Origin of the sequence: Streptomyces sp. NPDC051684 (assembly GCF_044453445.1) — a bacterium.
In the GTDB taxonomy this organism is placed as follows: Bacteria; Actinomycetota; Actinomycetes; order Streptomycetales; family Streptomycetaceae; genus Streptomyces.
On record NZ_JBITCS010000011.1, the window covers coordinates 38,706 to 52,730 of the forward strand.

The window sequence follows — 14,025 nt, forward strand, 5'->3', positions numbered from 1 at the left end:
CTTCGTCATCGAGGAGCCCGTCATGTCGAACGCCGCCGCGGCCGTCGCACCCGTCCGTTCCCGCGCCGCCCGGATCACGCTGCACACGGTCACCGTGCTGCTCGCCCTGTTCTACGGGATCGCGAGCGGCCTGCCGAAGCTGATCGCGCACCCCACGGCCGTCGAGGCCTTCAACGGCATCGGCTGGGGCCGCCCCGGCATGTACGCCATCGGGCTGCTCGAAGTCGCGGGAGCCGTCGGCCTGTTGGTCCCCGCGCTCTCCGGTCTCGCGGCACTCGGCCTGAGCGTGCTGATGGTGGGCGCGTTCTTCATGCAGGTCGTGGCGTTCGCCGGGGAGAACGCGGCGACACCGGTGATCCTGCTGGTCCCGCTCATCGCCCTGGCGTGGACACGCCGTGGGCGCAACCGGGAGCTGGCCGCGCTGCTCCGGCACTGATCCTGGGCAGGGCCGATCCCGAGCAGGCCCGATCAAGGGGCAGGCTCGCTCCCGGGCAGGCCCGGCCAAAGGGACAGGCCCGACGCCGGGCAGGACCGAGCCGAGGGCGCCACGATGGTGGGCTCGGCTCAGTCCTGGCCGGGGGCCGGGGGCTCCGGTGTGCCCGGTCCCTGGCCGAACATGCCGCGCAGGCGTTCCAGTTCCCTGCGGTCGCGCTTCGTCGGGCGGCCCGTGCCGCGGTCGCGGACGCCGACCGGGGCGACGACCGCGCGCGGGGGCGGCGGCGGGGAGTTGTCGACGTAGGCCTCGGCGGCGACCGGCGCCCCGACCCGCTTGCGGATCAGGCGCGTGACCTTCACCAGGCGCTCGCGCTCGCCGGGCCTGCGCACCCGCACCTCGTCCCCGATCCGCAGCGCGTGGGCGGCCTTGACGCTCGTCCCGTTGACCTTGACGTGCCCGCCCTTGCACGCGGCGGCCCCCGCCGAGCGCGTCTTGACCAGGCGTACGGCCCAGATCCAGCTGTCGACCCGCACGCTGCCGCCGCCGCCCGACCCGTCCGGCGCCTGAGGTGTCCCCGGTGTCTGCGATGCCATGCGTCCGACGATAGTCCCGCGCGGGCCGCGCCCCGAACCCGTTGTCGCACGCCTCGGCGAGCCCCGGCCGAACTGCCCCCACCCTCCCCGGATAATCCGGGCGAAAGGAGCGTAATCGACAGCGAGGGGTGCATGAAGACATGGACGGCATGGATGCCATCGACCCGAACGGTGACCCGCGGGCGGCGGTCGACCGGCTGATGGACGGGCTGCGGTCCGACCTGGAGCGGCTCGCGGCCATCCCCTCCGTCGCCTTCCCCGGCTACCCGGCGGAGCCGGTGCGCGAGGCCCACGACGTGCTCGTCGGGCTGCTGCGGGACGCGGGCGTGGAGCAGATCGAGACCCTCGACCTGCCCGACACCGCCCCGGTGATCTTCGGCGAGATCCCGCCGCCCACGCCCGACGCTCCGACCGTCCTGCTCTACTCCCACTACGACGTGCAGCCACCCGGCGACGAGAGCCTGTGGAAGTCGCCGCCCTTCGAGCCGACGGAGATCGAGGGCGGGCTGCGGGCCCGCGGCATCGCGGACGACAAGTCGAACGTCATCGCCCACCTCGGTATGCTCCGCGCCTTCGGCGGGCGCCCACCCGTCGGCGTCAAGATCGTGTTCGAGGGGCAGGAGGAGTACGGCAGCGCCTTCGACGCGTACCCGCCGAGCGACCCGGCCCGGTTCGCCTGCGACGCCATGGTCATCGCCGACCTCGGCAACCTCCGCCCCGGCACCCCCACCCTCACCACGGGCCTGCGCGGCGCCGCCGAGGTCACCGTCGAGGTCCGCACGCTCGAAGAGGCCCGCCACAGCGGCGAGTTCGGCGGCGCGGCCCCCGACGCCCTGCTCGTCCTCCTCAAGGCCCTGTCCACGCTCCACGACGTGCACGGGGACGTGGCCGTGGAGGGGCTGCGCCGCGACCGGTGGACCGGCGCCGGCTACACCGACGAGGAGTTCCGCGAGCTGGCCGGCGTCGAGGAGGGCCTCCCGCTGCTCGGCAGCGGCACCCTCGGCGAGCGCCTGTGGAGCGGCCCCGCGATCACCGTCATCGGCCTCGACGCACCGAGCGTGGCGGGCGCCGCCTCGGCCGTCGTCCCGCACGCCCGCGCCAAACTGAACCTGCGCTTCCACCCCCAGCAGGACCCGGTCGAGGCCCAGGAACTCCTCGTACGGCATCTGCGCGCGCTGCGGCCCTTCGGTGTCGCCCTCACCGTCACCCCCGGCGACACCGGGCCCGGCTTCGAGGCGGCGACCGACGGCCCCGCCTACCGCGCCGCCCGCGCCGCGCTCAAGGAGGCCTGGGGCGCCGACGCCTCGTACGTCGCGACCGGCGGCTCCATCCCGCTGGTCAACGGCCTCGCGCAGGCCGCGCCCGGCGCCGAGGTGCTGCTCTTCGGCGCCCAGGACAACCTCTGCAATCTGCACGCCCCCAACGAACGCGTCCTGTTCTCCGAACTGCACGCCACGGTCGTCGCGATGTGCGCGTTCGTGCGGGAGTACGCCGCCGACTTCCGGAGCGGCGCATGAGCACCGCTGGCCCGACGGACACCACCGAGGCGCCCGAACAGCCTCCGGAGAAGAAGAAGTTCACCTTCCCCAGCGCCCTCACCGTCCTCGCCGTCGTCACGATCGCGATCTGGCTGCTCGCGTTCCTGATCCCGTCGGGGGAGTACGACAGGAACAGTGACGGCGCGCCCGTCGAGGGCACGTACCAGCGCGTCGACTCCGGGCAGTCCTTCGTCGACCGCCTGAACGACCTGTTCCTCGCCCCGGTCAACGGCCTCTACGGCATCCAGGACCCGAAGACCGCCCTCGTCTCGCCCGACAACTCCGGTGATCTGTACGGCAGTGCGGGCGTCTTCCTGTTCGTGCTCACGATCGGGGCCTTCATCACCGTCGTCTTCGCGACCGGCGCCCTCGACCGCGGCATCGGACGCCTCGCCCACCGGCTCCGCGAGCGCGGGGCGCTGCTCATCGCGGGTGTCATGGCCGTCTTCTCCGTCCTCGGCACGGTCGAGGGCTTCGCCGAGGAGACGCTCGGGTTCTACGGGCTGATCGTGCCGCTGATGCTCGCGCTCGGCTACGACCGGATGACGGCGGTCGGCGCGATCATCCTCGGCGCGGGCGTCGGCGTGCTGTGCTCGACCGTCAACCCGTTCGCGACCGGCGTCGCCTCGTCGGCCGCCGATATCTCGCTCGGCGACGGCATCGCGCTGCGGTTCGTGATGTGGATCGTGCTGACCGCGGTCACCATCGCGTACGTCATCCGCTACGCGAAGCGCGTGCGGCGCGATCCGGAGCGCTCGATCTCCGGCTTCCTGCCGGGGGACCGGGACCTCGACGAGACGGCCACCGAGGCGGCCGGGGTTCCCGAACTGACCGGACTGCACAAGGGCGTTCTGATCGCCACGGCGCTCGTCTTCGCCTTCATGATCTTCTCGGTGGTGCCCTGGGCGAGCGCCCTGACCGGAGACGCCGACGCGACCCCGTACGGCTTCGAACTCGACTGGTCCTTCCCGCAGTTGGCGGCCCTCTTTCTGGTCGCGGCCGTGCTCATCGGGCTCGTCGCGCGGATGGGCGAGCAGAAGCTCAGCTCGACGATCATCCAGGGCGCCGCGGACTTCGTCTCGCCCGCGCTCGTCATCCTGCTGGCCCGCGGCGTCACCGTGATCATGAACAACTCGAAGATCACGGACACGGTGCTGCACGCCATCGAGGGGGTCGTGAAGGGCACCTCGTCGGGGGTCTTCGCGATCATCGTCTTCCTCGTGAACCTGCCGCTGGCCTTCCTCATCCCGTCCACGTCCGGGCACGCCACCCTCGCCATGCCGATCCTCGCGCCGCTCGCCGACTTCGCGGACGTCTCGCGCGCGGTGGTCGTCACCGCGTGGCAGGCGGCCAGCGGCTGGATGAACCTGTGGGTGCCGACGACCGCCGTCACCATCGGCGGCGTGGCCCTCGCCAAGGTCGGCTACGACAAGTACCTGCGGTTCGTGTGGCCGCTGCTTGCCATCCTGTTCGTGCTGATCTGTGTGTTCGTCGCGCTGGGGGCCGCGTTCACATAGCCCCGTAGTCCAGCCCCTATCGTCGAGTGCATGGACGGTCTCGGCGAACTCGACAATGGGGTCTCCCCTGCTCGAGGCTGTTCGAGAGCTTGGGGAAGGATCAGCGACTGCCGGGCCTGCCCGCGGCTCGTCGAGTGGCGTGAGGAGGTGGCGCGCACCAAGCGCGCCGCCTTCGCCGACTGGACGTACTGGGGCGCCCGGTGCCCGGCTTCGGTCCGCACGACGCGTCGCTCCTGATCGTCGGCCTCGCGCCCGCCGCGCACGGCGCCAACCGCACGGGCCGGATGTTCACGGGCGACCGGTCCGGCGACGTCCTCTACCGGGCCCTGTACGACATCGGGCTCGCCTCCCGACCGGACGCGTTGAGCGTCGACGACGGGCTGACCCTGCACGGCGTCCGGATCACCTCGCCCGTGCACTGCGCGCCGCCCGCGAACAAGCCCATCCCGGCCGAGCGCGACACCTGCCGCCCCTGGCCGGTCCAGGAGCTGCACCTGCTGCGGCCCACCCTGCGCGCGGTCGTCGTGCTCGGCGCGTTCGGCTGGCAGGCGGCGCTGCCCGCGTTCGCGGAGGCCGGCTGGGAGGTGCCGCGCCCGCGCCCGGCCTTCGGGCACGGCGCCCGCGTCGACCTCGACGGGCTCGCCCTCTTCGGCTGCTTCCACGTCAGCCAGCGCAACACCTTCACCGGCCGGCTCACTCCCGAGATGCTGCGCGGCGTGCTGCGGGACGCGGCGCAGGCGGCTGGTTTGCACCCGTTCGGCCCAGCTCAGGAGGACCGCGACCCGCCCGCTTCCTAGCGTGGCGGTGTGGCAGCACAGACAGCGCAGGAGACGACGCCCAAGCCGCCCGCGGCGGCCTATCGCAACCTCATCGTGGCGACCGTGGGCTTCGCGCTCACGTTCTGGGCCTGGAACCTCATCGCCCCGCTCGGCAGTGCCTTCGGCGAGTCCCTGGGACTCAGCTCGTTCGAACAGTCCTTTCTGGTCGCCGTGCCGGTGATCGTCGGTTCGCTGGGCCGGATCCCGGTCGGCGCCATGACCGACAAATTCGGCGCCAAGCTAATGTTCCCGCTGGTCACAGCGGCGACGATCATCCCCGTGCTGCTGGTGACGGTGGCCAGGGACTCCTATCTGGCCATGGTCCTCGTGGGCTTTCTGCTGGGGCTCGGCGGCACCACGTTCGCCATCGGCGTCCCGCTGGTGAACGCCTGGTTCCCGCCCGCCAAGCGCGGCGCGGCGGTCGGCATCTTCGGCATGGGCATGGGCGGCGTCGCGCTGTCCGGCTACTTCACCCCGCGCATCGCCAAGCACGGCGAGAACCTGCCGTTCTACATCGTCGCGATCGCGCTCGCCGCGTTCGCAGTGGTCGGCTGGTTCCTCATCAGCGACCACCCCGGCCGCACCATCCCGACCACCACGCTGGGCGAACGCCTCGGCCAGGCCGGGAAGCTGCGGGTGACCTGGGAACTGTCGGCGCTCTACGCGATCGGCTTCGGCGGCATCGTCGCGTACGGCACCTATCTGCCCACGTACCTGAAGACCTGGTACGACCTCGACCCCATCGACGCGGGCACCAAGGCCGCGGGTTTCGCCCTCGTCACCGTCATCTTCCGGCCGATCGGCGGCTGGCTCTCCGACCGGATCCACCCGGCGGTCGTCACCGCCTGGGCGCTCGCGGTCGTCGCGCTCTTCGCCATCGTGCAGGCCTTCAACCCGCACCTGGCCCCCGGCGGCACCATCGACATGCTCGTCATGGGCGCGGGCCTCGGCACCGCGAGCGGCAGCGTCTTCGCCCTGGTCGCCCAGGTCACCCCACCGTCCCAGGTCGGCTCGGTCACCGGCATCGTCGGCGCCATCGGCGGCCTCGGCGGCTTCGTCCCGCCGCTGGTCATGGGCGCGATCTACAGTGCGCAGAACTCGTACTCCATCGGCTTCATGCTGCTGTCCGACCTGGCGCTCGCGGGCTGTGTGTACGCCTACGGGCGAATGCGCAGCATCAAGGTCCATTAACCCGGGGCGGCGGGCGGCGGACCGGTAGTAGGTTCGCCGGATGCCTCTGTACCCGCCTGCCGAACCGTACGCCCACGGCCTCCTGGACGTGGGCGACGGCAACCGGATCCACTGGGAGACCTGCGGCAACCCGGAAGGCAAGCCTGCCCTCGTGCTGCACGGCGGGCCCGGCTCCGGCGCCACGCCCTTCACCCGCCGCCTCTTCGACCCCGAGCGCTTCCGGATCGTGCTGCTCGACCAGCGCGGCGCGGGCCGCTCCACCCCGCCGGCGAGCGCGTACGACACCGACATGAGCGTCAATACGCTGCCGAAGCTGATCGCCGACCTGGAGCTGCTCCGCGCCCACCTCGGCATCGAGCGCTGGCTGGTGTGGGGCGTGTCCTTCGGGTCCGTGCTGGCCCTGCGGTATGCGCAGACGCACCGGGAGTCCGTCTCCGAATTGGTCCTGACGGGCCTGGCGACGGGCAGCCAGGAAGAAGTCGACTTGTTGACGCGGGGGCTCGGCGCGGTGTTCCCGGAGGCGTTCGCCGCGTTCCTCGACGGGCTGCCCGAGGGGGAGCGCGGCGGCGACCTCGCGGCCGCGTACAACCGGCTCCTGGAGTCGCCCGACCCCGCCGTGCGTGAGCGGGCGGCGCTCGCCTGGACCGACTGGGAGACGGCGTGCGTCTCGCAGCCGCCGCGCTCCGTGCCCCGCTACCAGGACCCGGACTTCCGGTACGGCTTCGCGCGCACCGTCACGCACTACTGGGGGCGCAACCACTTCCTGGACGGCCCCGACACGGTGCTGCGCGACCTGCCGCTGCTCAAAGGGATTCCTGGGGTGGTGGTGCAGGGGAAGGTGGACCTGGGCAATCTGCTCGGCATCCCGTGGCGGCTCACGCAGGGCTGGGCGGACGCCGAGCTGATCGTCGTGGACGACGTGGGCCACAACGCGGGCGCGCCCGGCATCGCCGATGAACTGGTCACGGCCCTGGACCGGTTCGGCGGGCGCGGCGCCTGACAGCCGGCGCTACGCGGTGGGCTCGTCCTCGAAGAGATGACGCACGGTGAAGTGGTAGTTGGTGCGGACGTGGGTGAGGGCGACCGCCCGTGCCCGCTCGGCGTCGCCGCCGGCCATCGCCTGGTACAACTCCTGGTGCTCGGCCAGCTGTTGGGACCATTCCTCGGCGCGCCGGGTGAGCCAGCGCAGCCGTCCGCTGACGGGCTGCATCACGGAGACGATGAGTTCGTTGCGCGCCATTTCCAACAGCCGGTCGTGGAAACGGGAGTTGACGTCGGTGTTGGTCTCGGCGTCGCCCTCGCGCGTCGCGCGCGTGGCGCGTTCGAGCAGCCCCTCCAGCTCCGCCAGGTCGTCCTTGGTGGCCCGCTCGGCCGCGAGCCCGGCCGCGTAGACCTCCAAGGCCTCGCGCAGCTCGTACAGTTCAGTGACGTCGGTGCGGGTCAGGGTGCGCACGACGGCCCTGCGGGGCGTCTCGTACGTCACGAAGCCCTCGGCGAGCAGCGCGCGGATCGCCTCGCGGACGGGCACCCGGGAGACCCCGAACCGGTCGGCGAGCTCCCGCTCGACGAGCCGGTCGCCCGGCCGCCGGCGCCCGCCGATGATGTCCTCGCGCAGGGCCGCGAGCACGCGCTCGCGCACCGCGCCCAGGGGCTCCGCCGATCCTGCCGTCGTCATGGGTCCATCTTCGTCGATGTCCCCGGGCGGCAGGGAGAGCGGGGTGGGTTTACGGAGATGTAACCGCACGGACATTGCCGGACGGGGTCGGCAGCGGGACGATCGCGCGGTATTGGTATACCAAATCTCCCTGCCGGAGGACCGCCATGTCCGTGGCCGAGCCAGTGCACCCCAGGACCACCACCCCCGTGCCGCCCGACCCGCGCCTGACCAACGCGGACCTGGCGCCGGCCCGCGAGCGCAAATGGAAGGTCTACGACCTCTTCGCCCTGTGGATGTCCGACGTCCACAACCTCGGCAACTACACGTTCGCCGCAGGCCTGTTGGTGCTCGGCCTGAACGCCTGGCAGGTCTTCACCTCGCTGCTCATCGGCTTCGTCCTGATCTACGTCGGCTGCAACGCGATGGGCCGCATCGGCCAGCGCCACGGCGTCCCGTTCCCGGTCGTCAGCCGGATCAGCTTCGGCGTCTGGGGAGCGAACATCCCGGCGCTCGTCCGGGCCGTGATCGCCATCATGTGGTACGGAATCCAGACGTACTTGGCGTCGGTGGCGGTCAACGTGATGGTGCTCGCGGCGTTCCCCGGGACGAAGCCGTGGACGGAACACTCATTCCTCGGCCTGCACGCGCTGGGCTGGGCGTCCTTCCTCCTCCTCTGGCTGGTCCAGTCCCTGATCATCACGCGCGGCATGGAGTCGGTCCGCAAGTTCCAGGACTTCTGCGGCCCCGCGATCTGGGTGGTGATGCTCGCCCTCGCGATCTGGATCTGGGCGAAGGCCGGCTGGACGATTTCGCTGACGTCGACACCGCACCCGGTGTCGACGGGCGAACAGTTCCGCCAGTGGTTCGGCGCGATCGGCCTCATCCTGGCCACCTACGGCACGCTGATGCTCAACTTCTGCGACTTCTCCCGCTTCGCGCCGGACTACAAGACGGTGCGCCGTGGCAACTTCTGGGGCCTGCCCATCAACTCAACCGCTTTTGTCGTCCTGTCCGTTGTGGTCACGGCGGGCAGCGTCGAGGTCTTCGGCGAGGCGATCACCGACCCGGCACTCCTTGTGGCCAAGATCGGCAACACCTGGGTCCTGGTCTTCGGCGCGCTGACCTTCGCGATCGCCACGATGGGCGTGAACATCGTCGCCAACTTCGTCTCTCCCGCCTACGACCTGGCGAACGTCTGGCCGCAGAAGATCACGTTCAAGGTGGGCGGCGCGATCTCGACGGTCCTGGCGCTGCTGGTCACGCCGTGGAACCTGTACTCGAACCCGGACGTCGTGAACTACTTCCTGGGCGGGCTCGGGGCATTCCTCGGGCCGCTGTTCGGGATCCTGATGCTGGACTACTTCTGGGTGAAGCGGGGGCGGATCGACACGGAGGCGCTCTTCGACGCACGGCCGGGGTCTCGGTACTACTACTGGCACGGCGTGAACCCGAAGGCTCTGGCCGCGTTCGTCCCGTCGGCGGCACTGGCCGTGGTGCTGGCCCTCGTCCCGTACTTCGACTCGGTGGCGGCGTATTCGTGGTTCATCGGGACGGCGGCGGGGGCGGGGTTGTACGGGGTGGTGTGCAGGCGGGAGCGGGCGGAGTCGGCGGCACTGGAGGTCTGACGCCGAATTCTTGGCTGACGCAGAAGGTGTGGCTCGCCTAGCGTGGGCGCATGTCCGAGACCACCGATGACGTCTTCCTCGACCGCCTCGCCGACCGGCTCGACGCCCTGCCCGGCGTGCACGCCGTCACCCTCGGCGGGTCACGCGCCCAAGGTACGCACACCGCCGCGAGCGACTGGGACACCGCCGTGTACTACCGGGGGAGCGAGGAGCTGTTCGCGCCACGGCATCTGCGGGACGTCGGGTGGGAGGGCGAGGTCTCCGAGATCGGTGGCTGGGGCGGGGGCGTCTTCAATGGTGGGGCCTGGCTGAGCGTCGACGGGCGGCGCGTGGACGTGCATTACCGGGATCTCGACGTCGTCGAGCACGAGTTGAGGGAGGCGGAGGCCGGGCGGTTCCACTGGGAGCCGCTCATGTTCCACCTCGCCGGGATTCCGTCGTATCTCGTCGTCGCCGAGCTCGCCGTCAATCGGGTGCTGCGCGGCGCGGCGCCGAGGCCCGACGGGTATCCGGTCGCCCTGCGCAAGGCCGCCCCCGACGTGTGGTGGGGGCGCGCCTCGATCACCCTGGAGTACGCGAAGGGGAACAACGCACCCCTCGGCGGGCGCACCGAGGTCCTCGGGGCCGTGGCAGGCGCCGCGATGCAGGCGGGGCACGCGGTGCTCGCCGCGCGCGGGGAGTGGGTGACCAACGAGAAGCGGCTCCTTGAGCGGGCCGGGCTGCGGGGGATCGACCAGCTGCTGGCCGACCCCTCGATCCCGCTCGGCGAACTCGTCGACCGGGCACGGGAGTTGCTGGCGCGGGCCGTCGCCGACGCTCAGTAGCCGGGGCGCCCCAGCGGGTACGAGCGGATGTCCCGCCACCCCGTGCCCGCGCCGTCCGTCACGATCAGCCTCACCGACTCCACGCGCGCGTGCAGCGGCAGCGCCCCCGTGAACTCCGTCTCCGGGATGTCGTCCGTGCCCGCGCCACTCGCCAGCGTGAGGTGCGGGTCGAGGCCCTCGTCGCCGAAGATTCCGCGGTACGGGACCGCCTCCGGCCAGAGTGTCCGTATCGCCTTCGTCAGGGCGCGGAGGGGGTCGGCCTGGGCCGGGGGCAGAAAGAGCACGCCCGGCCAGCGGTGTACTTCGGGGAAGGTGAGCGCGAGCTGCGGCGTTGCCGCGAACAGGGCGCGCAGGCAGTCGTCCGCCTCCGGCGTGATCCGCTCCAGCGGGAGGAACGGGTACAGGAGCGTGATGTGGGCCCGCGACGGAGTGTGGACCAGCGCGTCCGCCTCCGGGACGTGAATCGTCAGGGCCGTGTCACCGGGGAGGTCCGGCCAGCCTTCGTCGGCGGTGTTCGTGGGCACGGTCAAGTGTCACATTCCGGAAACCTCGTTGTTTCCTCCCCTCCAACAACCCCGCTTACTCTTGACAGACCAGTTCAGGCTGGCCGACGGCGTCCGGCACCCCTCCGTGCTCATAGGACAGGAGTCTGCCCACCGTCATGCGCCGCCCCCTTTCACTTCCGCCCTGGCTGAGCCACGCCCTGCGCGCCCAGCGCGCGCCCGTGCCGTGGCCCGCCGTCGTGCGCGGGGCCCTGGCAGGCGGGCCGCTGCTGCTGGTCGCCGTCGCCGCCGGGCGGCCCTCCAGTGGAGTGCTGCTCGCGCTCGGGACGCTGCTCGCCGGGGTCAACGACCGGCCGGGGCCGCGGCTCGCCGCCGTGTCACGGCTGGGCGGGCCCGCGCTCGCCGGCGCCCTGGGCATGACCGTCGGCAGCTTCGTCGGCGGCGCGCTGCCGACCGGGGCGCTCATCGCCTGCCTCTTCGCGGTGCTCGGGCTGGTGGGCGGTGCGTTCAGTGCCGTCGGGCCCGTCGCGTCCTCCGCCGGGACCCAGTTCCTCGTCACTGTCGCCATAGGCGCCGGGATGCCGCTGCCGGAACCCGGCTGGCAGCGTGCGCTGCTGTTCGCCGGTGGCGCCGCGTGGCTGATCCTGCTGCGGCTGCTGCTGCCCTCTCCCGTACGCGTGAACGTCCGCACGAAGGGGCTCGGCTACCTCTACGACGGCGAGCGCGCCGCCGTCGCCTCCGTGTACGAAGCCGTGGCCCGGCTGCTCGACGCCGTCGGCGGCCCCGAGGCCCAGGCCCGCCGCGTCGCGCTGACCGCCGCCCTCGACCAGGCGCAGGACGCCCTGCGGCGCGGCCGCTCCGAGGCGTCCCTGCGGTTGCGCCGCCAGTACTCCGCCGCCCTCCCGCTTGCCGAGGCCGCCACCGCGCTCGCCTGGGCCGGGCAGCCGGTGCCCGCGCGGGCCGCGGAGGGGCCGCGCCGGCTCGCCGCCGCCGTGCGGTCCGGGGACGCGCCGGGCGCGCTGCCCGCTCCCGCTCGCGCCGACGCGGGGCTGCGGGCGCTCGACGAGTCGCTGCTGCGGGCCGCCGAGGCGTTCGACGGGAACGGTGCGCATGCGCCTGCGGCGGCTGAGCGGCGGGGGCCGGGGCGGAGCCCTGCGGACGCGACACCGGCACCGCTGCCGACGTCTCGGGGCTCTGCCCCGGACCCCGCGCCTCAATCGCCGGCGGGGCTTGAAATGCCCGCATCTCAATCGTCGGCGGGGCTTGAAATGCCGCTTGAATTGCCCGCGTCTCAATCCCAGGCGGGGCTTGGCGGGCGCGCGTCCGTGCGCGGTGTGTTGCGCAGGGCCGTCGGGCCCGCCGGGCGCGAGTACGGCGTCCGCGTCGGGCTCTCCTTCGGGGCCAGCGCCGCCGTCGCCCAGGCCCTGCACCCGCTGCACTGGTACTGGCTGCCCGCCACCGCCGTCTTCCTCGTCAAGCCGGACCTCGGGCCGCTCGCCTCGCGCGCGCTGTGCCGGGCCGCGGGAACCGTGGCCGGGGCCGTCCTGTTCGCCGGGCTCGCCGCCGTGCTGCCCGACCCCCTCGGGCTCGTCGCGCTCGTCGCCGCCTGCGGGGCGCTGATCCCCGTCGCCACCCGGCACTTCGCCGCGCAGACCGCCGTCGTCACCGTCCTCGTACTGTCCCTGGTGATGGTCGGCGGGGAACCGCAGGCGTCCTGGGGCCGGATCACCGAGACGCTGCTCGCCTGCGCCATCGTGCTGGTCGCCGGGCATCTGCCGCTGCCGGGCCGGCACCGCGGGGGCGGGGTGCGGGTGCGGCTCGCCGTCGCGCACGACGCCGCCCACGCCTACGTACGGCATGTGCTCAGCGAGTCCGGACAGGGCGCGGCGGGTGTCGACCGGCACGGGCGGTGGGCGCTGCGGCGCGAGGCGTACCGGACGCTCGCGCAGGCGCGGGCCGCCGCGGACCTGGCCGCCGCCGAACTGCCGGTGCTCGCGCGGCACTCGGACGGCTCGCGGCAGGTGACGGTCGCACTTGAACGGCTCGTCGACGCGACCACCGCGTGCGCGGTCCAGGTCGACGACACCGGGCGGGTGCCCGAGCAGCACGCGCGCAGGATCGACGTGCTGCTCGCGGAACTCGCCGCCTAGGCCCCAAAGCTACGGCCGCAGGTCGATCCAGACGGGCGCGTGGTCGGAGCCCGTCGCGTCCCGCCGGTCCTGCGGATCCGCGCCCACCGACGGCAGCGGTTCGAGCGCGGCGTCCTCCTCATGCGGCGCGCCCGTTCCCGCGCGGACCACGTGGCCGAGCAGCTCGTGCGAGACGAAGACGTGGTCGATCAGCTCGCGGTGGCCCGCGTGCACCCGCGAGTAGCGCTGCTCCTCCGGGATCAGCGGCGCCACGTTCCACAGCCGCTTCACGTCGCCCTTGTCGGCGTGGTCGAAGCCGGGCGTGCCGATCTCGGAGCCGGGCGGACCCTGGAGGATCTGGGTGGTCGCCGCGGCCGCCTCGTCGTTGAAGTCGCCCAGCACCGCGACGCGTTCCCGCCGGCCGTCCTCCCCGACGAGGGTGTCCGCGAGGGCGCGCACGGTCGCCGCCTCCGCCGCGCGCCGCTGGAGCGCGTAGGCCGCGTAGCGCGCCCGTTCGCCCTCGTTGCGCGGCACGAACCGGCCGCCCGGGTAGCCGAGGAGCTTCGACTTGAGGTGGCAGACGGCGGCCGTGAGCCAGGTCGCCCGGGTCGAGAAGTGCACGGCGAGCACGCCCCGGCCCGCCCGGTCCGCGGTCCTGCCGCTGTCGTCGACCTGCACCGGGCGCACGGCCTCGGGGAACGCGGCCGTGTCCGTGACCACGTTCACGATGACGTCGCTGAGGAAGCCGACCCGGATCCCGCGCTCGTCCGGATACTCCGACAGCGTCACCCGGTACCGGCCGTCGAGCAGTTGCACGAGATCGTCGAGCGCCGCCGGGTCGCCGACCTCCTGGACGCCGAGCAGGGTCGGCCGGAGCCGGTTCACGGTGGCGGCGAGCGAGGCGAGTTTCGCCTCGTAAGCGGCCTTGTCACGTAGGCCGTAGGGGCCGCCGGGGCGATAGAGGTTCTCCAGGTTCCAGGTTCCGACGAGCATGGCGTGCTCCGTCCTCTGGCCGGCCCGGACGGGCCGGGGCGGGCAGCGTCCCAGCGGCCCCGCGGGGAGGACAGCGCTCCTGCAGAAAATCAGGGACCCGTCCAGGGACCCGTCGGGGAATCGGTGACCCGACAGGAAATCAGGGCCTGTTCAGAAAAACTTCCGCCGCAGCGATGAGTTCCGCACCGGCACCCGGTCACC

General features: G+C 72.4%; 12 protein-coding genes and 1 pseudogene. 9 read left to right on the forward strand and 4 right to left on the reverse strand.

What is annotated here, in order from left to right:
* Positions 1-22: 22 nt before the first annotated feature.
* Positions 23-436 (forward strand): DoxX family protein, encoded by a 414-nt coding sequence (locus tag ACIA8D_RS15475; RefSeq protein ID WP_399232287.1) that lies wholly within the window; start codon positions 23-25, stop codon positions 434-436.
* Positions 437-564: 128 nt separating this feature from the next.
* Here the strand turns inward: ACIA8D_RS15475 and ACIA8D_RS15480 are convergent, their stop codons facing one another.
* Positions 565-1,029 carry an RNA-binding S4 domain-containing protein gene (locus tag ACIA8D_RS15480; protein WP_399232288.1) on the reverse strand — a complete coding sequence of 155 codons (465 nt, stop codon included), beginning with the start codon at positions 1,027-1,029 and terminating at the stop codon, positions 565-567.
* Between the two features lie 140 nt (positions 1,030-1,169).
* Here ACIA8D_RS15480 and ACIA8D_RS15485 point away from each other — a divergent pair, with 140 nt between their 5' ends.
* The 5 genes and pseudogenes from ACIA8D_RS15485 to pip all read left to right on the forward strand — a co-directional run bounded on the left by ACIA8D_RS15485 (position 1,170) and on the right by pip (position 7,093).
* Positions 1,170-2,546, forward strand: a complete 1,377-nt coding sequence (locus ACIA8D_RS15485) for a M20/M25/M40 family metallo-hydrolase (RefSeq protein ID WP_399232290.1) — start codon at positions 1,170-1,172, stop codon at positions 2,544-2,546.
* Complete coding sequence (locus ACIA8D_RS15490) at positions 2,543-4,084, forward strand: YfcC family protein (RefSeq protein ID WP_399232292.1); 1,542 nt, start codon at positions 2,543-2,545, stop codon at positions 4,082-4,084. Before ACIA8D_RS15485 ends, ACIA8D_RS15490 begins: the two co-directional genes overlap by 4 nt.
* Positions 4,085-4,114: 30 nt before the next feature.
* Positions 4,115-4,881, forward strand: a pseudogene (locus tag ACIA8D_RS15495) (uracil-DNA glycosylase).
* Positions 4,882-4,890: 9 nt separating this feature from the next.
* The gene (locus tag ACIA8D_RS15500) at positions 4,891-6,093 is read left to right on the forward strand and encodes a nitrate/nitrite transporter (protein WP_399232294.1); all 1,203 of its coding nucleotides are present in this window, start codon (positions 4,891-4,893) and stop codon (positions 6,091-6,093) included.
* A gap of 40 nt (positions 6,094-6,133) precedes the next feature.
* Positions 6,134-7,093: a prolyl aminopeptidase gene (gene pip / locus ACIA8D_RS15505; RefSeq protein WP_399232295.1), complete on the forward strand. Its 960-nt coding sequence runs from the start codon at positions 6,134-6,136 to the stop codon at positions 7,091-7,093.
* 9 nt (positions 7,094-7,102) lie between these two features.
* Here the strand turns inward: pip and ACIA8D_RS15510 are convergent, their stop codons facing one another.
* Positions 7,103-7,768, reverse strand: coding sequence for a GntR family transcriptional regulator (locus ACIA8D_RS15510; RefSeq protein ID WP_399232297.1), 666 nt, complete (start codon positions 7,766-7,768; stop codon positions 7,103-7,105).
* 146 nt (positions 7,769-7,914) lie between these two features.
* Between ACIA8D_RS15510 and ACIA8D_RS15515 the strand changes: the two genes are divergently transcribed.
* The gene (locus ACIA8D_RS15515; RefSeq protein WP_399232299.1) at positions 7,915-9,375 is read left to right on the forward strand and encodes an NCS1 family nucleobase:cation symporter-1; all 1,461 of its coding nucleotides are present in this window, start codon (positions 7,915-7,917) and stop codon (positions 9,373-9,375) included.
* A 50-nt stretch (positions 9,376-9,425) separates the two neighbouring features.
* On the forward strand, positions 9,426-10,199 hold the full coding sequence (locus ACIA8D_RS15520; RefSeq protein ID WP_399232301.1) for a nucleotidyltransferase domain-containing protein: 774 nt from the start codon (positions 9,426-9,428) through the stop codon (positions 10,197-10,199).
* On the opposite strand, the gene ACIA8D_RS15525 is transcribed toward ACIA8D_RS15520, so the two are convergent.
* A complete protein-coding gene (locus tag ACIA8D_RS15525; RefSeq protein ID WP_399232303.1) occupies positions 10,193-10,723 on the reverse strand; it encodes a 2'-5' RNA ligase family protein in 531 nt (176 codons plus the stop codon). The two genes, ACIA8D_RS15520 and ACIA8D_RS15525, sit on opposite strands and share 7 nt — an antisense overlap.
* 137 nt (positions 10,724-10,860) lie before the next feature.
* On the opposite strand from ACIA8D_RS15525, the gene ACIA8D_RS15530 reads away from it, so the two are divergent.
* Positions 10,861-12,852 carry an FUSC family protein gene (locus tag ACIA8D_RS15530; RefSeq protein WP_399232304.1) on the forward strand — a complete coding sequence of 664 codons (1,992 nt, stop codon included), beginning with the start codon at positions 10,861-10,863 and terminating at the stop codon, positions 12,850-12,852.
* A gap of 9 nt (positions 12,853-12,861) precedes the next feature.
* Here the strand turns inward: ACIA8D_RS15530 and ACIA8D_RS15535 are convergent, their stop codons facing one another.
* Positions 12,862-13,824 (reverse strand): endonuclease/exonuclease/phosphatase family protein, encoded by a 963-nt coding sequence (locus ACIA8D_RS15535; protein ID WP_399232306.1) that lies wholly within the window; start codon positions 13,822-13,824, stop codon positions 12,862-12,864.
* Between the last annotated feature and the right edge of the window lie 201 nt (positions 13,825-14,025).

Excerpts from the sequence above, each read along its gene's own strand:
- ACIA8D_RS15510 (WP_399232297.1), bottom strand. The coding sequence starts at position 7,768 with ATGACGACGGCAGGATCGGCGGAGCCCCTGGGCGCGGTGCGCGAGCGC.
- ACIA8D_RS15490 (WP_399232292.1), top strand. The coding sequence starts at position 2,543 with ATGAGCACCGCTGGCCCGACGGACACCACCGAGGCGCCCGAACAGCCT.
- ACIA8D_RS15520 (WP_399232301.1), top strand. The coding sequence starts at position 9,426 with ATGTCCGAGACCACCGATGACGTCTTCCTCGACCGCCTCGCCGACCGG.
- ACIA8D_RS15480 (WP_399232288.1), bottom strand. The coding sequence starts at position 1,029 with ATGGCATCGCAGACACCGGGGACACCTCAGGCGCCGGACGGGTCGGGC.
- ACIA8D_RS15530 (WP_399232304.1), top strand. The coding sequence starts at position 10,861 with ATGCGCCGCCCCCTTTCACTTCCGCCCTGGCTGAGCCACGCCCTGCGC.
- ACIA8D_RS15485 (WP_399232290.1), top strand. The coding sequence starts at position 1,170 with ATGGACGGCATGGATGCCATCGACCCGAACGGTGACCCGCGGGCGGCG.
- pip (WP_399232295.1), top strand. The coding sequence starts at position 6,134 with ATGCCTCTGTACCCGCCTGCCGAACCGTACGCCCACGGCCTCCTGGAC.
- ACIA8D_RS15515 (WP_399232299.1), top strand. The coding sequence starts at position 7,915 with ATGTCCGTGGCCGAGCCAGTGCACCCCAGGACCACCACCCCCGTGCCG.
- ACIA8D_RS15535 (WP_399232306.1), bottom strand. The coding sequence starts at position 13,824 with ATGCTCGTCGGAACCTGGAACCTGGAGAACCTCTATCGCCCCGGCGGC.
- ACIA8D_RS15475 (WP_399232287.1), top strand. The coding sequence starts at position 23 with ATGTCGAACGCCGCCGCGGCCGTCGCACCCGTCCGTTCCCGCGCCGCC.